This is a genomic window from Pseudomonas cremoricolorata DSM 17059 = NBRC 16634 (assembly GCF_000425745.1).
GTDB classification, from domain to species: domain Bacteria; phylum Pseudomonadota; class Gammaproteobacteria; order Pseudomonadales; family Pseudomonadaceae; genus Aquipseudomonas; species Aquipseudomonas cremoricolorata.
The window spans coordinates 340,737-362,496 of sequence record NZ_AUEA01000003.1; the positions used below are offsets into that span (position 1 = coordinate 340,737).

Consider the following 21,760-nt stretch of genomic DNA (forward strand, 5'->3'; position numbering starts at 1 on the left):
TGACGCCCTGCTTCGCCCCGTTTGGCATTGCCTAGCCGTTGCGCTGACAAGGCCGGGCGGGAGCAGGCGGGGGCATTGGGGGAGCTCCCAGCCCCACGGTCAAGGCATCTTACGCACTCCTTTAGTCCAATCCACAATATCCAATGCGCTGGCTACTGCAGCGAGCTTCATGTCGTACACCAATTTAGGGACCTCTGATGGGGCAAAAAGCGAATTCGAACCTCTGCAGAACATCGCACCGACGTAGTCGTAGCTGTAGCCATGCGCGGCCAATGTGCTTAGCACGGAATCGAAAGTGGCCTGACCCTGCAGTGCGACGTAGTCGACGCCCTCGCTAACCGCGTACCCGCCAATGACATCGTTAATTTGTTGCGCTGTTTTTCCCTCTAGCCCAGGAAGCTCGGTGATCAGGTCCGCAGTGCTCAGGTTGTCGAGAAGATAATTGGGCACGGTATGACTGTGAATCCTGTCTATCGGTTTTCTGGTCCCATTGAAGGTACTGGCATAGGAGTGTCCATGCATCGCTGCCTTCCAGCCTTGACGCGTAAAAAATCTCACCTCAGGGGCCAGCGTAGTCGCAAAATATTCCGGTATCGCCACGCCTCCAGCACGCACATACCCTTCTATGGGCACACCGTGCCCATTGATGAACAACCCGCGGGATCCGGGTGCGCTGTACAGCGTGAATGTCTCGTTGAAAGGAGACGTATGGACATTGGTACCTGTTAAACCCTGGCTATTGAATCGTTCTAAGACACTCTCCACAGTAGTGTCCATCGCAGAGCGTCTGCGTGCCGTTGAGCTCAAAGCGCGCGCCGAGCCTCTTGCCGTAACCGCGAAAGCGCCCACGGCTGAAAGAACGCCGAGGCCCATGCTGACATAGCCGAGCTTGCGAGCGAGTTCCGGATCGCTGTCCTCGAGCACCAACGACGCGATCTCAAACCCTGATGCCACAACCGCCAATCCTGTCACTGCGGCCGCAAGCGCAAACGATGAGCCGCCTGTGACAGGGGCAGTTAGAAGCGCTATCGCACTCAGCACATAACGGAATTCTTTCGTTTCCAACAGTGTGGAACCTTGGAACCCAATCTGTGCCACTCGTTGGTGACCGCTGGGGTCGTGGTAGTTGATCGGATCGCCGGCGCAATAAGCGTAGGCGTTGGCGCCCCCGACGCCAAAGGGGCTTAAGCTGTCCGGACTGGTGAATGTCATATATTCTGGGCTGTAAATTCTGTTGCTACCAAGGTAATACACACTGTCCGGCAGAATCGCTTCGCCTTTGAAACCAAGCCAGTCTTCACTAAAGTCGCTGTGTGAACGGTACCCGTACGCAGAGTAGACAAAATATCTAACTCCCTTGCCAACGGTATAGCTGCACACCACCGTGCCCGAAGCGTCGCGCATCTCGAAGCTCGTACTGACCGTAGGTATGTTATTAGGATCTTTCACTTGATGATTTCGACGATCTAACTGCAAATAGCAACCTGGACTATCATTCAGTAAAATCAGATCTTGGACTTTCAACATGTCGCCAATTCCAGATCGATGGTCGGAACAGCTTGTGCGCGCATAGATCCTAGCGTTACGGTAGTGAAAATGCATGGCATTGGAGACACTCGCAGAGTTTTTTTGATAAAGGCTGCGAAAGCGCCCGGTAAAATCATGCTGAAACGTGAATGTATGTAATCTCGGTGTTTCGTAGCTCAGGGGTCTACCGGCGGCGTCATAGGTCAGGCCATGAAGGTGTAAATTACCTCGGTTGTCGCGAGTTAAATGCCTACCTTCATGCTCGACCCATACACTTTTCGTCGCAGCATCGAAGGATCTCTTGAAAGCTTCTGTGCTCGTCGCAGCGTTGAACGATCTTTTGTAAACATCTGTGCGCGTCCCCGTTACATCAAGAGTCTTATGCTCGATTACATTACCCAGGACATCATATTTGAAAGACTCCCTGTCTATCGAGATGGAGCCTTCGCTGTAAGACTTGCCTTTTCCTTGCCACGATGCCAGGTGCCCGGCGGAGTCATAGGTATAAGCATCCGCAGATGAATAAACCCCAGCAATCCTCAACTCGCTCTTCTGCAACAGGCCGCCTGGGCCATACGCACGATGCATGCTGTGGGTTGGCATACCCTGGCTCTCGAAGGTACGGGCCGTTTCACGCCCAGCAGCGTCATACTCATACGTGACGTACATTGTATGGCCGTCCGCTCTCTGCAGGATGATTTCCTTCATGAGTAGACCATCGTCACGGAAGCAGCTTGTAGTTGAGCACGCCGGGCTTACGGCTTTGACGACCCGTCCCAGGGCATCGTAAGTGTAGCGAGTTTCGTTGCCCAGAAGATCAGTGATGGCCAGCAACCGGCCCTGTCGGCTGTACACGGACACCGTCGAGCGTTCCGCACCCTCTGCGTCGGAAAGTGAGCAAGCCAGCGTGACCGAATCGGTCAGTGTCAGGGCTTTCGAATCCCACGTCGCGCTGTAGTTTTGCGACTCATTCGCAGTAGCAGTAACGGGAGATGCCCCTCCTACGACGGGGCCGAAGAACTCGTCTACACCATTTGCTCTTCGGGACGTCAGGCGACCAAAGCTGTCTTGGGTCTGTTCACCCAACAGGATGGCTTCGTTCGGTGCGGTCGTACTCGAAATTGAAAGCCTAAGAGGATCGGGTGAGACAGAAAACTCCGAGAATTGTTGCTCAACAATACGATCATCAACGCGGTGCTTGGCCAGTCGCCCCCAATGATCATATTCGAACTCCTGAGTCCCCGAAACACCACTTACCTCTTGGATCAACTTTCTGATTTCACCTGAGGCGTTGTAGGCTAGAGTAGCACTGCCCATAGGGGTGAACGACTTGCCCTTGGTAATTCCATAGGTAGTTGAAACCAGGCGACCCTGAACATCAAAAATGTTTTCTTTGGTGAATGCTTCTTTACCAGCGACACGGCGCGCGAGCGTTTCGGTGTGTTTCGCTTGGTCCACGTGTTTCTCTATCGAAAAGGTACCGCTTGACCACAGCAGAGTTTCATCGGAATAGGAAACAGTCTGCTCGACCACATCGACTTCCTGGCCTGCTGCGTTCCAGAGCGACCGCCTGATATTGACAGCGTTCGTGTCGTGGCCGAACTGGTAATCGGTCCGAAATTCCATCAACTTTTTGTCGCCTGCGTCATAGTCGAATTCCTGGCGACAGCTCACTCGGCCCTCGAGATCATACTTCTGAGCAGACAGTTTCAGCCAATCGGCTTCACCGCGCGTCAACCATGTTTCCAGGATCTGACCTTGCGCATCGGCTACAACCCGTGTCCCGCAACCCGAGTCGGTAGTCATCAGGCGATAGCTTGACAGCCCGTCGCTTGTGTAAGTCACCGCATGATCCCACACCTCATGTCTTTCACCCGTGCTGACACATTCCTTCTTCAAAATTCCTGCCTTGTCATATTCCCAGGTCTCAGTGCTCTCGTCACCCAGCGACCGCTCATACAGTCTTCCCGTCAGCTCTGACCGGGTAACACTCGATTTGCGCGCCAGTTGCTGAGCGACACTGAGCGCTACGGTTTTCTTGATCTTGCGTGTTGAAAGGAAATCGCGTTCTGTACTGAACACGCTTGTCAGCAGGGAAGATGCTTTTTGGACACCTTTGTCATCCAGCAGGCAGTTGAGCGTCTTTGCCGGCATGCCGAACCCGGGGTTGTTCTCATCGGTCTCATAAACGATGGTCTCGAGGCGCATCTTGCCATCGACCCAAGGCGTCGACAGTTTGAAACCGATACCGTTGAGCTTGCTTTGCTCGACCAAGCTGTCTTCAAGGCCTTTGAGCATTGATTCGACAGACGCCTTTTCATCTGGATCTTTAGTCGATGAGGCTTTTTTGTCGAGAAGACGCTTGTAAGGTTTGGCGTAAGCTGCTGCGATCTCATACTGAGTTTTGGAAATATCGACCCGCTCAAACTTCGGATCACGCACGGTCAGCCGGGTGCACTGCCGGACGAGGTCCGGCTGCTTCAATCCCTCCTGTTTGATGGGTGTGCACGCTTCATACCCATAGTAGGTCAAGCTCAACGCCTGCAGGGTATTCCCCACGCGTTTCGATACCAATTCCGATTCCACGTGATTGCAATATCCTGCGGTACTACCGGGATAGTTTAGATCAACCGGCAAATTGAACGCTTCCTGAGCATAACGGCTACCCACATTTGAGACGGACACACCATAGGTGGTGTCATCGTGCCACGTCAGACCCTTGTTTCCGAAAATAAGGAATCCCCAGCCGACCGGGTTGGCGTAGTCGACGGCGGCAAAAAACCATTTAGAGAAAAAGTTTTTTGCATTGATAGTGCTGACCCGTTTGTTTTCCGCGGCCAGGCTATAGAGATGGTAGTCGTTATAATATGTCCATTCTGTCACCAAATCGCCATGCTCGCGAGCAATGAGATTTCCCATCACGTCAAAGGTCAAGATGATGCGTTCGACTTCTTCAGCGTTTTTCAAACGCGTGGTCACCAGCCTTAGCCGATTATTCACATCGTCATGTTCTACCTCACGCTTCACTTCGTATGTGGTATCCCCGATCACACTCGTCGATGAAATCAGCGTACCTTCATGGTAGGTGCTTTTATAATTCGCCAATACGATAGGCACACGTTTCTTGTCGCTATCCAAACGATGTCCGCGGGAGCAAGTAATCGTCGTTTCACGCGTTGCCTTGGTGTCATCCGTAAGATACGAAAATTCCGTCACGAACCCATCGCCTGAAGCCTGCCCAGGGCGAAGCAGGTTTTGCGACTTGAGCTTCTCATCGCTGAATACTAAATCCAATGTATTTATCAACACCGGCGCCGCATCATCGCCAAATACTTTGAGCAACTCAACTCGATTGATTCTGCTCTTGGTGCCGCTTAGGCGATGAATGATTCCTGTTTCCTGGGCGCTGCCCGTTGACTGAGTAATCTCGACCTGCTCGTCGGCAAAGGCAAGCATGAAGTCTGCCTGGTCATCCGTGTCAGGAAATAGACATATCTTGTGAATACAACCGGCTAACCAATCGACTTTAAGTAGCGTGCCGTGCGCATCACTGATCGATTGTAGTTTCGGTGCCGATGCCTCGTCTGCCCACGTTAAGGTCATTTTTCGCCCAAGGGGCGTAACAATGTTCTTGAGCAGCGCGTTACCATAGTTCCCCTCGTTATGAGTACGACATAGATCGAATACGAACAGTGCACCGTTGGCGGTAGTGACCGTGACCATCGAATGTTTGTTGAAGCCTTTTGTCGCGCCAGTGTCCGCGACATGCTTGCTGAGTGCCTCCAGGTATTTCTCTGCATCCACCTGATAACCGTTATCTCGTGCAAGCCCGTCCTGTCCAACCTTTACAGAATCGATGAGCCCCTCAAGGACGCGCAAATTCGAAAGTGTAAGCCTCGTCGTTGATGCGTTGAGCCCTCCCCAGTACAAGGACCATGTACCGTGCGGGAGAAAAGTGATGTCTCGCCCGGGCAATTCGCACGACAGCGACAGCGCGAATCGACCGTCTTGGTCGCCCAATATTTTTGCAACTGGCAACGTGAACGTCGCGTGTCCGGAAAGCTGGTCAACAGTAACCGTGTCCAAGCCCATGAGCATATCGTTCATCACCAAACCTCCGACGCGTTGATCTAACGACCGGACATCGACCTCGGTCAGCTGTACGACTATTCAGGGCTCACTCAGCGAAAAAAACTACTGACAAAAATGTCAGGCGCGGATAGCGACTCCGGCCATCAAGACATGATTGTGCCGCGCGCATTGGCGGGAGCAGATGGCCGCCAGAAGTGCTGGTGAATGTGTCGATCCACGGCTTGGGCGGCCAGACCAGCTCTGCGACTTGCTCAGCCTGCGATGGCCCTTGCGAGTGAGCCAACCTCAGCGATCGCGCGACGTATACTCTAAGCTCGCGCAACTCCCACACAACTCCTTGCTGCGCGGCTACCCATCCCGCTCAGGCGGAAAAAAAACCTAAGTGATAGGAGTTCACCCTCATCTTGGTTCTCTGCAAGGTCTGCGCAAGGGTAGAATGCGCAAAACCTGGAGCCCAGATGAACCAAGAACGCCAGCCCGCAAGCGATCACGACGCCATCACCGATGCGGCTGCGCACTGGTGCATGCGCCTGCACGCCGATGACTGCACCCGCGCCGAGCGGCAAGCGTTCGAGACCTGGCTGCAGGCCGACCCGCGGCATGCCGAGGAGTACCAGGCCATCGCCGTCATCTGGCAGGCTGCCGAGCAGTTGCCGCGTCCGCAGGTGCACCTGGCGTATAACCCGCCCTATCGATCTCCACCGCTGCGTTATCGTCTGCGGCGCCTGGTGCCGACCTTCGCCTGCGCCCTGCTGGCCCTGCCGCTGGCCGGCTGGATCGGCTGGGAACAGGGCTGGCTGCCCAATCACTACGAGCACTTCAAGACCACCGACGCGCAACAGACGGTGCAACTGAGTGACGGCAGCAGCGTCGAGCTGAACCTCAACAGTGAGCTGCGCTATTTCAACTTCAAGGACCAGCGCAAGGTCACCCTGGTCGACGGTGAAGCGTTCTTCAAGGTCGCCCACGACAGCCAGCACCCGTTCATCGTGCAGGCCGGACGCGGCCAGACCCGTGTCACCGGAACCCAGTTCAACGTGTGGAAGTATCAGGATCAGGTCAAGGTGACCTTGGTGCAAGGTTCGGTGCTGGTCAGCAGCGACGGCGACGGCGGCTACCGCCTCGGGCCTGGCATGCAGGCCAGCTATCGCCTGGGCGACTTCGAGCCGCAGCTGGCGCAAAGCCCCGACCAGGACAACAGCCTGGCCTGGCGCAGCGGCAAGCTGGTGCTCGACAACATCAGCCTGCAACAGGCCCTGCCGATCATCAACCGCTACCTCGACAAGCCGCTGCGGGTCGCCGATGAGCACACCGGCAAGATCCGCATCAGCGGCGTGTACAACACCCGCGACATCGGGCGCATGGTCGCGGCGCTGCCCAAGGTGCTGCCGGTCTACCTGACCCGCAGCAAGGACGGCGGCACGGTGCTCAACCGCATCTCGCCGCCACCGCCGCGCGGCTGAACCCTAGAGCAGCATGGCCGCCGCCCAGCCGAATGCTAGCAGCGGCAGGTTGTAGTGAATGAAGGTCGGCACCACGGTATCCCAGATGTGATGGTGCTGGCCGTCGACATTGAGCCCCGAGGTCGGCCCGAGGGTCGAATCGGAGGCCGGCGAGCCGGCATCGCCCAAGGCGCCTGCGGTGCCGACGATGCACACCGTGGCCAGCGGGTCGAAGCCCAGTTGCACGCACAGCGGCACGAAGATCGCCGCGAGAATCGGCACGGTGGAGAACGACGAGCCGATGCCCATGGTCACCAGCAAGCCCACCAGCAGCATCAGCAGTGCGCCAACGCCTTTGCTGTGGTCGATCCACTGGGCGGCGGCCTCGACCAGCGCCTTGACCTCACCCGTAGCCTTCATCACTTCGGCGAAGCCTGAGGCGGAAATCATGATGAAGCCGATCATGGCCATCATCTTCATGCCCTCGGTGAACAGGTCATCGGTGTCCTTCCAGCGCACGATGCCCGACAGCGAGAAAATCAGAAAACCGACCATGGCGCCGATGATCATCGAGTCGAGCCACAGCTGCACGACGAACGCCGCCAGAATCGCCAGGCCCGCCACCAGCAGGGTCAGCGGGTTGTACTGCACCGCCACCTGCTCGACCTGCTCGATGCGCGCCAGGTCGTAGTCGCGTTTCTTGCGGTAGCTGAACAACACCGCCACCAGCAGCCCGACGAGCATGCCGGCAGCGGGCAGCGCCATGGCGTGGGTGACGTTGACCCCGCTCACATCGACCCCGGCGCGGGCCACATTGGCCAGCAGAATCTGATTGAGGAAGATGTTGCCAAAACCCACCGGCAGGAAGATGTACGGCGTGATCAGGCCGAAGGTAATGACGCAGGCGATCAGCCGGCGATCGATGCGCAGGCGGGTCAGCACGTACAGCAGCGGCGGTACCAGCAAGGGAATGAAGGCGATGTGGATCGGCAAGATGTTCTGCGATGACACCGCCACCACCAGCATCAGGCCGATCAGCAACCACTTGACCTTGCCACCCTCGGCATGGCCTTGGCGGTCAATCATCGCCAGCGCCCGGTCGGCCAGGGCATGGGCCAGGCCGGACTTGGCAATCGCGACCGCGAAAGCACCGAGCAAGGCGTAGGACAACGCCACCGTGGCACCGCCACCCAGGCCACCATTGAAGGCCTGCAGCGTGCCTTCGATGCCCAGGCCGCCAACCAACCCGCCGACCAGCGCGCCGATGATCAGGGCGATGACCACGTGCACGCGGGACAGGCTGAGGATCAGCATGATGCCGACCGCAGCAATGACTGCATTCATTTCTCGAACTACCTCGTTGCGACAGACAAAAAACCGCCACCGGCGCGGGTCTGCTTGCGCAGGGCCGGAAAAGGCAGGTCGTTATTGGAGGGCGCACACTCTGAAGCAGCCCCGCGCGCTTGTCAAAGCGCGCGGGCCAGACCTGCTGATACGGTTTTCTTGAACGGCTGAATAAAGAAAGCCGGGGCCTCGTCGATACAGATGCGTGTCCCAACCCGTTTTCACGAGACTACCCCCATGCCCCTGCGCCAATTGTCCATCCAATGGAAGATCACCCTGCTGGCAGGCCTGTGCCTGGCCAGCATCGTCACCCTGCTGGTTGGCCTGTCGCTGTACCGGATGAATGCCAGCGCCGGGCTGGTGGAAGCGAGCAGCATGCAGATGCTCGGCAAGGTCGCCCAGGCCCGCCTGGAAGCGCAGAGCGAGGCCCAGGGCCTGAATGTCAGCCGCCAGTTCATGGATGCCTACCAATACGGCGCCGGTGTCAGTCGCCAGGTCATGCTCATTCGCGAACAGGCGCGCAAGCGTCAGATCGAGGCGCGCGACCTGCGCCAGGATCTGACCGAGCAGGTGCACAAGGCATTGCAGGGCAATCCCGAACTGCTCGGCTTCTCGCTGGTGTTCGAACCCAACGCCCTCGACCAACGTGACAGCCAGTTCGCCGGTGACGATGCCCTGGGCAGCAACGCCGAGGGTCGCTTCGCCTTGTACTGGTCGCAGCCACGCCCCGGCCAGCTGACCGCCATGGCGCTGCCGGAAAAAGACATGGCCGACACCAGCATCGGCCCCAGCGGCGAGCCGGCCAACACTTGGTGGGTGTGCCCGCACAGCACCGCCAAGGTGTGCATCAGCGAACCCTACTTCTATGCCATCGATGGCCAGCAGGTGCTGATGACCAGCATCGTCTTCCCGCTGATCGAAGGCGGCAAGGTGATCGGTACGCTGTCCACCGACATCAACCTCAACAGCCTGCAGGCGATCAGCGAACGGGCCAGTGCCGGGTTGTACGAAGGCCGTACCACGGTGGGCATTCTCAGCCCGGCCGGCCTGCTGGCTGGCTACAGCGCCGACGCCAGCAAGCTGTCGCAGCGCTACGAGCAGGTCGACCCGGCGCAAGGCGCAGAGCTGGTGCGCAACCTCAGCCAAGGCCAGGCGCAGCAGGTGGTCGAACATGAAGATCGGCTTAAGGTGCTGACCCGCTTCCAGCCGGTACCGGGTAGCAAGCCCTGGGGTGTGCTGCTGGATCTGCCAAAAAGCGTGCTGACCGCGCCGGCCGAAGCGCTCAAGAACGAACTCGACACCGTCAACACCCAAGGCATGCTGCTGCAACTGGCGCTCGGCGTGGCAGCGGCGCTCGCTGGCCTGCTGCTGGTCTGGCTGCTCGCCCGTGGCGTGACCCGGCCGATTCTCGGTGTGGCGGCGATGCTCAAGGACATCGCCAGTGGCGAAGGCGACCTGACCCGCCGCCTGACCTACGACAAGCGCGACGAACTCGGCGAGCTGGCCGGCTGGTTCAACCGCTTCCTCGACAAGCTGCAACCGACCATTGCCGAGGTCAAGCAGTCGGTGCAGGCCGCGCGCGGCACCGCTGACCAGTCGGCAGCCATCGCCAGCCAGACCAGCGCCGGCATGGAGCAGCAGTACCGCCAGGTCGATCAGGCCGCCACCGCCTCCCACGAAATGAGCGCCACCGCCCAGGACGTCGCGCGCAGCGCCGCCCAGGCGGCGCAAGCTGCCCGTGAAGCAGACCTGGCCACCCGCGAGGGGCTGTCGGTGATCGAGCGCACCACCCAGAGCATCGACACCCTGGCCGCCGACATGAGCACGGCCATGGGCCAGGTGGTCGGCCTGGCGCAGAACAGCGACAAGATCGGTTCGGTGCTCGAGGTGATTCGCTCGATTGCCGAGCAGACCAACCTCCTCGCCCTCAACGCCGCCATCGAAGCTGCCCGTGCCGGTGAGGCCGGACGTGGCTTCGCGGTGGTCGCCGACGAAGTGCGCAACCTCGCCCGGCGCACCCAGGAGTCGGTAGAAGAGACCCGTCAGGTGATCGAAGCCCTGCAAGCCGGCACCCAGGAAGTGGTCGGCGCCATGCAAGGCAGCCACCAGCAGGCGCAAGGCGGTGTCGAGCAGGTGTCAGCGGCAGTCACCGCGTTGCAGCGCATCGGCCAGGCGGTATCGGTAATTACCGACATGAACCTGCAGATCGCCAGCGCCGCGGAAGAACAGAGCGCGGTGGCCGAAGAGATCAACAGCAACATCGCCACCATTCGCGACGTCACCGAGTCGCTCTCCGGCCAGGCCAACGAATCGGCGCGGGTCAGCCAGTCGCTCAACCAACTGGCCAACCAGCAGCAAGGGCTGATGGATCAGTTCCGCGTCTGACGCGCGTTGCCTAGGCGCCGCCGGCCAGCGCCGCGCGACGCCGACGGCAAACCTCACGCCACAGGCTGATCAACAGCAACAGCCCACCGGCGACCCCCAATGTGAGTGGCGCACCCAGGTGCGTCGCCGCCACGCCCGCCAGCAAGCCGCCGATCGCCTCGAAGCCGAAGCGCAGGGCAATGTAGAACGACACCACCCGCCCACGCAGCGCACTCGGCGCGCCGCTTTGCAGTTGCATGTTGGTGCTGACGTTGCTGACGGTGATGCCAAAGCCCAACAGGCCCAGGGCCAGCAGCGCCACCACCAGCGGCGCCGGTGCGGCCAGCCCGAGCAGGCCTGCCGCGCAGAACAAGGCGCCAGCGAAGATGAAACGTTGCAGGCGCGATGCCGAGCCACTGAACGCCAGCACCAGGGTGGCGAGAAACGCCCCCGCCCCCGCCGCGCCCCAGAGCCAGCCCAACGTTTGCGCATCGCCCTGGTACACCGCCTTGGCGAGGATCGGCAGCAGCGCGGTGTAGCACGAGGCAAGCACGTTCACCACCACCACGCTGACCATCAGCCGGCGCACTTCGAGGGTTTGCCACAAGTAGCGCAGGCCCTCGCGGAACACCTCGCCAGTGGAGCCGCTGGCTTTGCTGCCGGGCTTGCCACGCACCTTGAGCAAGCCAACCAGCAGCCCGGAAAACGCCAACGCTGTGAGGGCGAAACACACGGCCTCGCCGGCCCAGGCGATCAGCACCCCGGCGAGCGGCGGGCCGACGAAGCGCGCGGCGTTGATCAGCATGGCGTTGAGCACCAGCGCGTTGGGCAGATCGGCCGGGTCGGCGACGAAGCTTGCGATCAACGACTGACGCAGCGGCGTTTCAAAGGCATTGAGCAGGCCCAGCAACAGCGCCATGGCCAGAATGCTGCGGGCATCGAGCCAGTGCCCATAGGCAAGCACGGCCAGGGCCAACGCCTGCAACGCCAGGATCGACTGCACGATGATCAACAGGCGGCGTTTGTCGTGGCGATCGGTCCAGGCACCGGCGATCGGGCCGATCAGCAATTGCGGTGCCAGGCTGACGAAGGCAATGGCGCCGAGCAGCGCCGCGGACCCGGTGAGGTGATAGGCCAGCCAGGACAACGCCACCTGCTGTAGCCATTTGCCGAGGGTGGAGATGGCCTGACCGCTGAAGTAGACCTGAAAGTCGCGATGGGCCAGGGCCCGCACAGCGGCGGGCCAGGTGCGGCGGGAAGTGGGACGTGACTCTGGCAAACGATTCCTCCGAATGGGTCAGCGGGCGCCTGCCAGGCCTGGTTCGCACATCAGGCTTCAGGGCAGCAGACAGCCCTTTTTCTTCAGCGACTCCAACACCCAGCTGCGGTCGTTGGTGCCTTGGGCGATCTGCTCGAGCTGGTGCTGCTCGGCGGCGTGCTTGGCGGCCGCGCGGTCGTACACCTCAGCCACCTGATCGAACGGTACGCAGAGCAGACCATCGTCATCGCCAATCACCAGGTCGCCCGGCTCGATCACCATACCATCGATGGCGATCGGCACATTGATCTCGCCGGGGCCATCCTTGTACGGGCCGCGATGGGAAATGCCGGCGGCGAACATCGGGAAGTCAGCCGCGCCGATGGCGCCGGCATCACGAATCGCGCCGTTGATGACGATCCCGGCCACACCGCGCTTGATGGCGTAGGCCACCATCATCTCGCCGATCAGGGCGTTGGACAGGTCGCCGCCAGCATCCACCACCACCACGTCGCCGGGCTCGGCGATGTCCAGGGCGTAATGCAGCATGAGGTTGTCACCCGGACGAGCCTTGACGGTCAGCGCGGCGCCGGCCAGCACCCCGGCGCGGTGCATCGGACGAATCCGTGCTCCGCCTGCGGTCATGCGGTTCATCGAATCGCTGACGTTGGCCACCGGCACTTCGCGGTAGCGCTCCACCCACTCGGCGTCGACTTTGCGCGCACGCTGCAAGACCCTGAATCCAATGCTCATGTGACGTACCTCTATTGATGTTATTCGATGTCGCTAGCGTAAGACCTAAGCGTTTTTTCAGAATGTCATTTCATTTAACGCAATGCAATACGCACCGATCCAGCAAAATGACCATTCGTGCCTTTTGTAATTATCGATATTGCAACGTCGTTTCATTAGAAGTAGTGTTGGCGCGTCCCGATGTCGCACCCCGACATCTGCGCCACTCATAAGAACAAGGTAACGACCATGACCAGAACCGTTCTGCTGACCGGGCCCGCGCTTGCCGCCGATGCCATGCGCCTGGCCGAAAGTGAAGGCGTACGGGTGATCCCCACCACGCCGTACCTGCCTGCCGATGAACTCGAAGCGATCATCCGCGCCGAGCAGCCCGACGCCATCATCGTGCGCCAGGGCGAACTGACCGAGGCGATGATCGCCGCCTCCAGCAAGCTCAAGGTGATCGCCAAGCACGGCGTGGGCTACAACACCATCGACATCAAGGCTGCGGCTGCCCGCGGCATTCCGGTGACCATCGCGGTCGGCGCCAACGCCCAGTCGGTGGCCGAACACGCCTTCGCCCTGCTGTTCAGCGTGGCCCGGCAGACCGCCCTGCTCGATGCACGCATGCGCGACGGACACTGGGACAAGGCCTCGGCCAATGGTGTCGAGCTGTTCGGCAAGACCCTCGGCCTGGTCGGCCTGGGTTCGATCGGCAGCATTCTCATGGACCTGGTGGCGCCCTTGCAGATGAAGGTCAAGGTCTACGATCCGTTCCTGCAGCAGCTGCCTCAGCGCGAGCATGTCGAGCGCGAAGAGGATTTCGATCGACTGCTCAGCGAAAGCGATATCATCAGCCTGCATTGCCCGCTGACCGACACCAACCACAACCTGATCGGTGCCCAGCAGCTTGCGCGAATGCGCCCAGGCAGCATCCTGATCAACACCGCCCGCGGTGAGCTGATCGACACCGCTGCGCTGGTCGCCGCGCTGAGCGAGCGGCGTATCGGCGGTGCCGGCCTGGACACCTTCAACCCCGAGCCACCGCCTGCCGACAGCCCGCTGTGGGGCCTGCCGACGCTGGTCGCGACGCCGCACGTCGGCGCCAACACCAGCGAATCGCGTGACCGCGTCGGCCTGGTCGCGCTCAGGCAGATCTTCGCCGCGTGGGCGGGCAGCGAGCTTGACCCACGCTGCGTGGTCAACCGCCAGTTGCTCGGCCACTGAACACCCTGCGCGCACCCGCCACACGGGTGCGTTTTCGCTTCGCGTGACTCCAGCAAAAATAACAATTGGAGAGCCCCATGACTGCAACCGCCGCCCCCATCAGCGAACTCGAACGCAGCACCATGCGCCGGGTCGCCTGGCGCATCCTGCCGTTTCTCATCGTCTGCTACCTGATCGCGATCATCGACCGCGGCAACATCGGCATGGCCTCGCTGCAAATGAACGAAGACCTCGGCCTCACCGCCAAGGTCTTCGGCTTTGCCAGCAGCCTGTTCTTCTTCGCCTACTTCCTCGTCGAAGTGCCCAGCAACCTGGCCATGCAGCGCTACGGCGCGCGCATCTGGATCGCCCGGATCATGGTGACCTGGGGCCTGATCTCGGCCGGCACCGCATTCGTCACCGGCGCCAACTCGCTGTACGTCATGCGCTTTCTGCTCGGCGCCGCTGAAGCCGGGTTCTTCCCAGGCGTGCTGCTGTACCTCACCTACTGGCTGCCAGCGGCCTACCGTGCGCGCATGGTGGCAATCTTCATGGTGGCCATTCCGGCGGCCAACTTCATCGGCTCGCCGCTGTCTGGCCTGCTGTTGAGCCTGGACGGCTGGATGGGCATGCGCGGCTGGCACTGGCTGTTCATCATCGAGGGCGTGCCGGCAGTGCTGCTCGGTATCGCCTGCCTGTTCGTGCTCACCGACCGTCCCGAACAGGCCAAATGGCTGAGTGATGAGCAGCGCGGCTGGCTGATCCAGCGCCTGGCCACCGAGTCGGCGAAGAAGACCGCCATTGGCCACATTTCGCTGTGGAAGCTGCTGCGGCACAAGGACATCTGGATTCTGGCGTTGATCTACTCCGGCGCATCCGCCGCCGGCAGCACCATGAGCGTATGGGCGCCGCAGCTGCTCAAGACCTTCGGCCTGACTTCCATGCAGATCGGTCTGGTCAACGCCATTCCATACGGCATTGCCTCGGTGCTGATGATCATCTGGGGACGCAGCTCGGACCGTACCGGCGAGCGTCGCTGGCACACCGCGATGACCATGCTGCTGATTGCCGCAGGCCTGCTGATGACCCTGTTCACCTCGTCGCTGCCGGCGACCATCGTCATGCTGACAATGGTTCTGGTCGGCGCCTACTCGATGAAGGGGCCGTTCTGGGCACTGGTGTCCGGGTGGCTGTCGTCTTCCACGGCTGCGGCAGGCCTGGCTGCGGTGGGTGCCCTGGCCAACCTGATCGGCGGCGGCATCATGGTCAACGCCTATGGCGCCATCCACGACGCCACCGGCAGCTACGCCATCGCCCTGATGCCGCTGGCGACGCTGTGCACCATCGCCGGGATCATGGTGCTGGTGATCGGCCGCAAGCGCCAGCGTGAGCAGGCGCAGATGGCAGACGCAGCCACCGTCAAGTAACTCCTGCCGCGTTGAACCGATGCCCACGCTGCGCCGTGGGCATCGTTGTTTCGACCCACAACAATAAGGACCAGAACATGTCTTTGACCCGCCGCCGCTTCATTCAGGCCGGTAGCGCCCTGGGCGCCCTCGCCTCGTTCGGCGCCTTGGCGAAAACGCCCTTCAGCCTCGGCGACCAGCCGCCGCGACTGATACCTCCGGCTGGCAGCGTCGACTGCCACATGCACCTGTACGACAGCCGTTTTCCCACTGCCGCCGACGCCACTCTGTTCCCGCCCGACGCCTCCCTGGCCGACTACCAGCAGTTGCAACAGCGGCTGGGCCTGACGCGCATGGTCATCGTCACGCCTTCTACCTACGGCACCGATAATCGCATCATGCTCGATGGCCTCGCGCGCAGCCATGGGGCTGCGAGGGGTGTCGCGGTGGTCGATCGCGACATCAGCGACCAGGCTTTGCAGGCGATGGACAACGCGGGCGTACGCGGCATCCGTTTCAACCTCAGCGTGGGCGGTGCCGCGCTGGAGGGTCTCGAACCCCTGGCGGCGCGGGTGCAGGAGCTGGGCTGGCACGTGCAGTTGGCAACCGGCCCGCGCCTGGCGGAACTGGCAGAGCGTCTGAGCAAACTGCCGGGCAAGCTGGTGATCGACCATTTTGGCCATGTACCCCAGCCAGAGGGTGTCGACTCGGCTGCCTTCGCCGCTCTGCAACGGCTGCTCGATCAGGGCAATACCTGGGTCAAGCTGTCTGCGCCGTACCTGCGCTCACAGGTCGGCGCACCGAGTTATGCGGACGTGGGCAAGGTGGCGCGGGCGCTGGTCGAGCGCAATGTCGAGCGACTGCTCTGGGGCAGCGACTGGCCGCATCCAACCTTGCCGGTGGATGGCAAGCCGGATGATGCGGCGATTTTCGATTTGCTGTCGGTGTGGGCACCAGAGCCGCGCGCGCAGGCACTGATCCTGCGCGACAACCCGGTGTCACTGTACGGCTTCTGAAGCCTCGCCTGCGCGCGTCTCGGTGCCCTTGCAACCGAGGCTGCGCATCAGCTCACGGGCGGTGACGAGCATGGTGTGCTTCAAGGTTTCGGCGGTTTCCTCGGTGAGCCGGCTGGCGGGTCCGGAAACCACCAGCGCGCCCATCAGCTCGTGCTGTGCACCGTAGATCGGCAAGGCGATCGATGCGGCATGGGGGTCGGTGGCGCCACGCGAGTAGTACGGTTTTTCCAGCGCCATGCCCACCGCATAGGCGGCGCGCAGCGCCTGGGCGCCGGCGGCTTCGTCCATCGGGCGCATGTCGCCGGGTTGCAGGTGCAGGCGCAGCCGGTGGGTCGAGTTGACCCGGTACTGGCACATCCGATAAGCGCCATGGCGCACATAGAACGAAGCCGTTTCGCCGGTCAGCTCGGATAATTGGTGCAGGCGCGGCATGACGTGCCGCTCCAGGTCCAGCGCTTCCTGGTACACCGCATTGAGGCGCATGACCTCACTGGCCAGCTGGTAGCGGCCATCGGCCATGCGGGTAATGAAACCGTGATTTTCCAGAGAAACCATCAAGCGCATGATGGTGCTCTTGATCAGGCCGGTGCGCTCGACCAGCTCGACCAGGCTCAACGCCGCATCACCGATGCGAAACGCCGTGAGCACGGTCAGAACCCGATCAGCCGAAGCCACACCATTCACCGCTGGACGCGGCCGCGCTTTTACCATTGGACAAACCTCTGCTGCTGGAAGTGGGTAGGTGCCGCGCCTGCAGGATTGAACTGCGCCCCGAATGCTGGACACCTGCCCAACCATCCGGGGCAGCAGCGACTCAATCGGCGAGCCGCCAGGTCGTCGTGCCTTTGCTGTCTTCCAGCACCACGCCCAAAGCCGTGAGTTGATCGCGAATGCGGTCGGACTCGGCCCAGTTCTTCTCGCTGCGCGCTTGCAGGCGCGCGGCGATCAGCGCTTCGACCTCGGCCGCATCGACCTTGCTTTCGGCACCGGCCCGCAGGAACTGGTCGGCGTCCAGTTGCAGCACGCCAAGCACATCGCCCAGCTCGCGCAGACGCCCGGCAAGACCAGCAGCGGCCTGTGGGTCGCTGTCGCGCAGGCGGTTGATTTCGCGCACCAGGTCGAACAGCACGGCGCAGGCTTCAGGGGTGCCGAAGTCGTCGTTCATCGCCGTGGCAAAGCGCTCGACGAACGCCTCACCGCCCTGGGCGGCCACACGCGGCAGGCCGCGCAGCGCGTGGTAGAAGCGCTCCAGCGCAGCCTTGGCGTCGCGCAGGCTGTCTTCTGAGTAGTTGATGGCGCTGCGGTAATGGCTGGCCACCAGCAGATAACGCACCACCTCGGGGTGGTACTTGGCCAGCACATCGCGAATGGTGAAGAAGTTGTTCAACGACTTGGACATCTTCTCGCCATTGATACGGATCATGCCGCAGTGCATCCAGGCATTGGCGTAGGGCTTGCCGGTGGCCGCCTCGCTCTGCGCGATCTCGTTCTCGTGGTGCGGGAATTCCAGGTCGCTGCCGCCGCCATGGATGTCGAAGCTCTCGCCCAGGCAGCAGGTGGACATCACCGAGCACTCGATGTGCCAGCCTGGCCGGCCAGCGCCCCACGGCGATTCCCAGCTCGGCTCGCCGGGCTTGGCGCCCTTCCACAGGACGAAGTCGAGCGGGTCCTGTTTGGCTTCACCCACTTCGATGCGCGCGCCGATGCGCAGGTCTTCGATCTTGCGCCGCGACAGCTTGCCATAGCCGACGAACTTGCCGACGCGGTAGTACACGTCGCCGTTGCCAGGGGCGTAGGCGTAACCCTTGTCGATGAGGGTCTGGATCATCGCGTGCATGCCGGGAATGTGATCGGTGGCACGCGGTTCCTGGTCGGGGGGCAGGATGTTCAGGCGGCGTTCGTCTTCGTGCATGGCATCGATCATGCGCGCGGTCAGCTCATCGAAACGCTCGCCGTTGTCGTTGGCGCGGTTGATGATCTTGTCGTCGATGTCGGTGATGTTGCGCACGTAGGTCAGCTCATAGCCGCTCTTGCGCAGCCAGCGGGTGACCAGGTCGAAGGCCACCATGCTGCGGCCGTGGCCCAGGTGGCAGTAGTCGTACACGGTCATGCCGCAGACGTACATGCGCACCTTGTTGCCATCGAGCGGTTTGAAGGCTTCTTTTTGCTTGCTCAGGGTGTTGTAGACGGTAAGCACGACGGTTCCTCAGCTGCCCCAGGAGTCACGCAGGGTGACGGTGCGGTTGAACACCGGACGGCCAGGCTGGCTGTCCTTCAGGTCGGCGCAGAAATAGCCTTCTCGCTCGAACTGGAAGCGGTCTTCAGGTTCGGCCTGGGCCAGCGACGGCTCGGCGCGGCAGCCTTGCAGCACTTGCAGCGAGTCGGGGTTGATGTTGTCGAGGAAGCTGCCGCCGTCTTCGGTTTTCTCCGGGTTCGGCGAGCGGAACAGACGGTCGTACAGACGCACTTCGCATTCGACGCTGGCAGCCGCCGGGACCCAATGGATCACGCCCTTGACCTTGCGCCCTTCGGGGTTCTTGCCCAGGGTGTCCGGGTCGTACGAGCAACGCAGCTCGATGACGTTGCCGTCGGCGTCCTTGATGGCCTCGTCGGCGCGAATCACGTAGCTGCCGCGCAGACGCACTTCACCCCCTGGCTCCAAGCGCTTGTAGCCCTTGGGCGGGGTCTCCATGTAGTCGTCGCGGTCGATGTACAGCTCGCGGGCGAAGGGCAAGGTGCGCACACCCATGTCTTCCTTGGGATGACGGGGCAATTCCAGCTGTTCGACCTGGCCTTCGGGATAATTGCTGATCACCACCTTCAGCGGCCGCAGCACGCACATGGCGCGGGGCGCGGTGCGGTCGAGGTCGTCACGGATGCTGAATTCGAGCATCGACATGTCGACCACGCCGTCGGAACGGTTGGTGCCGACCATGTCGCAGAAGTTGCGGATCGACGCCGGGGTGTAGCCGCGGCGGCGGTAGCCGGACAGCGTCGACATGCGCGGATCATCCCACGAGTCGACGTGTTTCTCGTCCACCAGCTGCTTGAGCTTGCGCTTGGAGGTGATGGTGTAGTTCAGGTTCAGGCGGCTGAACTCGTACTGGCGCGGATGCGCCGGCACCGGCAGGTTGTCGAGGAACCACTCGTACAGCGGGCGATGGCCTTCGAACTCCAGGGTGCAGATCGAGTGGGTGATGCCTTCGATGGCGTCGGACTGACCGTGGGTGAAGTCGTAGTTGGGGTAGATGCACCAGGTGTCGCCGGTCTGGTGGTGATGGGCATGGCGAATGCGGTAGAGGATTGGGTCGCGCAGGTTCATGTTCGGCGAAGCCATGTCGATCTTGGCCCGCAGTACACGCTCGCCATCCTTGAACTCGCCGGCTGTCATGCGCGCGAACAGGTCGAGGTTTTCAGCGACGCTGCGCTCGCGGAACGGGCTGTTCTTGCCCGGCTCGACCAGGCTGCCACGGTATTCCTTGGCTTGCTCGGGGGTCAGGTCGCAGACATACGCCTTGCCCTGCTCGATCAGCGCCACGGCCCAGGCGTGCAACTGGTCGAAATACTGCGAGGCGAAACGCACCGGGCCGGCCCACTGAAAGCCCAGCCACTGCACGTCACGCTGGATGGCGTCGATGTATTCCTGGTCTTCCTTGGCCGGGTTGGTGTCGTCGAACCGCAGGTGGCAGTCGCCGCCGAACGCCTCGGCCAGGCCGAAGTTGACGCAGATCGACTTGGCGTGGCCGATGTGCAGGTAACCATTGGGCTCTGGCGGGAAGCGCGTGACGATGCGCGAGTGCTTGCCCGAGTCCAGGTCGGCCTGAACGATTGGCCGCAGGAAGTTCGCAGGAGCGGCGGGGGCGCCTTTGGCAGCGGCGTTGGGCGCGTTGTCGGCAGTGGGCTTGCTCATAGGATCCTTGAATGCACGTGTCTGGCCCGGGTAGGCCGATTCAATCAAAACGCCTATCATAGCCGATGCAGTCAAGCGGCTGACAGCCGCTGGCCGCAATCGACCGCTATTTGTCACCCTTTGACCCATGGCATGGCACTGACAACGTGTCGCCAGGGTCAGAACCTGCGTCAGCTAACGGCACGCGCCCGGCGCAGCCCCATATTCACCTGCCTTGAAAAGCGAGTTTCTGCATGTCCAAAGTCAAACTGAGCACCAACCACGGCGACATCGTTCTGCAACTCAATGCCGAAAAAGCCCCGCAGACCGTCGAAAACTTCGTTCAGTACGTCAAGGACGGCCACTTCGACAACACCGTCTTCCACCGCGTCATCAAAGGTTTCATGATCCAGGGCGGCGGCTTCGAGCCTGGCATGAGCCAGAAGAAAACCCGCGCCAGCATCCAGAACGAAGCAGACAACGGCCTGAAGAACGTCAAGTACAGCATCGCCATGGCCCGCACCATGGAGCCGCACTCGGCCTCGGCGCAGTTCTTCATCAACGCCTCCGACAACGATTTCCTCAACCACAGCGGCAAGAACGTTCAGGGCTGGGGCTATGCCGTGTTCGGCGAGGTGATCGAAGGCCGTGAAGTGGTCGATGCCATCGAGAAAGTCGCCACCGGCTCCAGCGCAGGTCACCAGGACGTGCCGAAGGATGACGTGGTCATCGTCAAAGCCGAGATCATTGAGTGATTCTGCTGATCTCTGATCTGCATCTGCAAGAACAACGCCCGGACATTACCCGGGCGTTTCTCTCTCTGCTCGAAGGCCAGGCCCGCCAGGCGCAAGCCCTGTACATCCTCGGCGACTTCTTCGAAGCCTGGATCGGCGATGACGCCATGACCCCCTTCCAGCAGGGCATCTGCCAGGCGCTGCGCGCCTTGAGCGACAGCGGCACGGCCGTGTTCGTGATGCATGGCAATCGAGATTTCCTCATCGGCCAGGCGTTCTGCAAGGCCGCAGGCTGCACCCTGCTGGCCGACCCCAGCGTAGTCGAACTGGCCGGGCAACCGGTGCTGCTGATGCACGGCGACACCCTGTGCACCGGTGATGTGGCCTACATGAAGCTGCGCCGCTACTTGCGCAACCCGCTGACGTTATGGGTGCTGCGCCACCTGCCGCTGGCCACCCGTCAGCGCCTTGCGCGCAAGCTGCGCAGTGAAAGCCGTGCACAAGTGCGCATGAAGGCCAGCGACATCGTCGACGTCACGCCCGAGGAAGTGCCAAGGCAAATGGCTGCCCACGGCGTGCGCACGCTGATTCATGGCCACACCCACCGGCCAGCGGTACACCCATTGCAGGTTGCAGGTGAACCCGCGCAGCGCATCGTGCTGGGTGACTGGGACAGCCTCGGCTGGCTGGTGCAGGCCGATGAACAGGGCCTGCACCTGCGCTCGTTCGCCTTGTCCTGAGGCGAACGCG

14 protein-coding genes and 1 pseudogene are annotated in these 21,760 nt (G+C 61.5%); 8 read left to right on the top strand and 7 right to left on the bottom strand.

What is annotated here, in order from left to right:
- Positions 1-99 precede the first annotated feature (99 nt).
- Positions 100-5,634, bottom strand: coding sequence for an RHS repeat-associated core domain-containing protein (locus H618_RS0106060; RefSeq protein ID WP_028694228.1), 5,535 nt, complete (start codon positions 5,632-5,634; stop codon positions 100-102).
- A 443-nt stretch (positions 5,635-6,077) separates the two neighbouring features.
- Here H618_RS0106060 and H618_RS0106065 point away from each other — a divergent pair, with 443 nt between their 5' ends.
- Positions 6,078-7,082, top strand: a complete 1,005-nt coding sequence (locus tag H618_RS0106065; RefSeq protein ID WP_028694229.1) for a FecR family protein — start codon at positions 6,078-6,080, stop codon at positions 7,080-7,082.
- Positions 7,083-7,085: 3 nt separating this feature from the next.
- Here the strand turns inward: H618_RS0106065 and H618_RS0106070 are convergent, their stop codons facing one another.
- A complete protein-coding gene (locus H618_RS0106070) occupies positions 7,086-8,405 on the bottom strand; it encodes a Na+/H+ antiporter family protein (protein WP_028694230.1) in 1,320 nt (439 codons plus the stop codon).
- A gap of 498 nt (positions 8,406-8,903) precedes the next feature.
- Here H618_RS0106070 and H618_RS23420 point away from each other — a divergent pair.
- Positions 8,904-9,932, top strand: a pseudogene (locus tag H618_RS23420) (PDC sensor domain-containing protein); the annotation flags it as partial.
- Positions 9,933-10,034: 102 nt separating this feature from the next.
- Complete coding sequence (locus H618_RS23425) at positions 10,035-10,790, top strand: methyl-accepting chemotaxis protein (protein ID WP_425414173.1); 756 nt, start codon at positions 10,035-10,037, stop codon at positions 10,788-10,790.
- 10 nt (positions 10,791-10,800) lie between these two features.
- Here H618_RS23425 and H618_RS0106080 read toward each other — a convergent pair whose 3' ends face one another.
- Together H618_RS0106080 and H618_RS0106085 are read right to left on the bottom strand one after the other, a co-directional pair.
- Positions 10,801-12,048 carry an MFS transporter gene (locus H618_RS0106080; protein WP_081673718.1) on the bottom strand — a complete coding sequence of 416 codons (1,248 nt, stop codon included), beginning with the start codon at positions 12,046-12,048 and terminating at the stop codon, positions 10,801-10,803.
- Between the two features lie 57 nt (positions 12,049-12,105).
- Entirely contained in the window at positions 12,106-12,780 is a 675-nt protein-coding gene (locus H618_RS0106085; protein ID WP_028694233.1) for an RraA family protein, read from the bottom strand.
- 228 nt (positions 12,781-13,008) lie between these two features.
- On the opposite strand from H618_RS0106085, the gene H618_RS0106090 reads away from it, so the two are divergent.
- The 3 genes from H618_RS0106090 (at position 13,009) to H618_RS0106100 (ending at position 16,387) form a co-directional block, all read left to right on the top strand.
- Positions 13,009-13,986, top strand: coding sequence for a hydroxyacid dehydrogenase (locus H618_RS0106090; protein ID WP_028694234.1), 978 nt, complete (start codon positions 13,009-13,011; stop codon positions 13,984-13,986).
- 77 nt (positions 13,987-14,063) lie between these two features.
- Complete coding sequence (locus tag H618_RS0106095) at positions 14,064-15,392, top strand: MFS transporter (RefSeq protein WP_028694235.1); 1,329 nt, start codon at positions 14,064-14,066, stop codon at positions 15,390-15,392.
- Between the two features lie 77 nt (positions 15,393-15,469).
- Complete coding sequence (locus H618_RS0106100; RefSeq protein ID WP_028694236.1) at positions 15,470-16,387, top strand: amidohydrolase family protein; 918 nt, start codon at positions 15,470-15,472, stop codon at positions 16,385-16,387.
- On the opposite strand, the gene H618_RS0106105 is transcribed toward H618_RS0106100, so the two are convergent.
- The 3 genes from H618_RS0106105 to H618_RS0106115 all read right to left on the bottom strand — a co-directional run bounded on the left by H618_RS0106105 (position 16,370) and on the right by H618_RS0106115 (position 20,297).
- The gene (locus H618_RS0106105; RefSeq protein WP_028694237.1) at positions 16,370-17,098 is read right to left on the bottom strand and encodes an IclR family transcriptional regulator; all 729 of its coding nucleotides are present in this window, start codon (positions 17,096-17,098) and stop codon (positions 16,370-16,372) included. The genes H618_RS0106100 and H618_RS0106105 overlap by 18 nt on opposite strands.
- A 103-nt stretch (positions 17,099-17,201) precedes the next feature.
- On the bottom strand, positions 17,202-18,584 hold the full coding sequence (gene cysS / locus H618_RS0106110; protein WP_028694238.1) for a cysteine--tRNA ligase: 1,383 nt from the start codon (positions 18,582-18,584) through the stop codon (positions 17,202-17,204).
- Between the two features lie 9 nt (positions 18,585-18,593).
- Positions 18,594-20,297, bottom strand: coding sequence for a glutamine--tRNA ligase/YqeY domain fusion protein (locus H618_RS0106115; protein ID WP_028694239.1), 1,704 nt, complete (start codon positions 20,295-20,297; stop codon positions 18,594-18,596).
- A gap of 233 nt (positions 20,298-20,530) precedes the next feature.
- Between H618_RS0106115 and H618_RS0106120 the strand changes: the two genes are divergently transcribed.
- Together H618_RS0106120 and lpxH are read left to right on the top strand one after the other, a co-directional pair.
- On the top strand, positions 20,531-21,031 hold the full coding sequence (locus H618_RS0106120; protein WP_028694240.1) for a peptidylprolyl isomerase: 501 nt from the start codon (positions 20,531-20,533) through the stop codon (positions 21,029-21,031).
- Positions 21,028-21,750: a UDP-2,3-diacylglucosamine diphosphatase gene (gene lpxH / locus H618_RS0106125; RefSeq protein WP_028694241.1), complete on the top strand. Its 723-nt coding sequence runs from the start codon at positions 21,028-21,030 to the stop codon at positions 21,748-21,750. Before H618_RS0106120 ends, lpxH begins: the two co-directional genes overlap by 4 nt.
- Positions 21,751-21,760: the final 10 nt, after the last annotated feature.

Coding starts and splice junctions, on each gene's coding strand:
- H618_RS0106060 (WP_028694228.1), bottom strand. CDS start 5,634: ATGAACGATATGCTCATGGGCTTGGACACGGTTACTGTTGACCAGCTT.
- H618_RS0106065 (WP_028694229.1), top strand. CDS start 6,078: ATGAACCAAGAACGCCAGCCCGCAAGCGATCACGACGCCATCACCGAT.
- H618_RS0106070 (WP_028694230.1), bottom strand. CDS start 8,405: ATGAATGCAGTCATTGCTGCGGTCGGCATCATGCTGATCCTCAGCCTG.
- H618_RS23425 (WP_425414173.1), top strand. CDS start 10,035: ATGGAGCAGCAGTACCGCCAGGTCGATCAGGCCGCCACCGCCTCCCAC.
- H618_RS0106085 (WP_028694233.1), bottom strand. CDS start 12,780: ATGAGCATTGGATTCAGGGTCTTGCAGCGTGCGCGCAAAGTCGACGCC.
- H618_RS0106090 (WP_028694234.1), top strand. CDS start 13,009: ATGACCAGAACCGTTCTGCTGACCGGGCCCGCGCTTGCCGCCGATGCC.
- H618_RS0106095 (WP_028694235.1), top strand. CDS start 14,064: ATGACTGCAACCGCCGCCCCCATCAGCGAACTCGAACGCAGCACCATG.
- H618_RS0106100 (WP_028694236.1), top strand. CDS start 15,470: ATGTCTTTGACCCGCCGCCGCTTCATTCAGGCCGGTAGCGCCCTGGGC.
- H618_RS0106105 (WP_028694237.1), bottom strand. CDS start 17,098: ATGGTAAAAGCGCGGCCGCGTCCAGCGGTGAATGGTGTGGCTTCGGCT.
- H618_RS0106115 (WP_028694239.1), bottom strand. CDS start 20,297: ATGAGCAAGCCCACTGCCGACAACGCGCCCAACGCCGCTGCCAAAGGC.
- H618_RS0106120 (WP_028694240.1), top strand. CDS start 20,531: ATGTCCAAAGTCAAACTGAGCACCAACCACGGCGACATCGTTCTGCAA.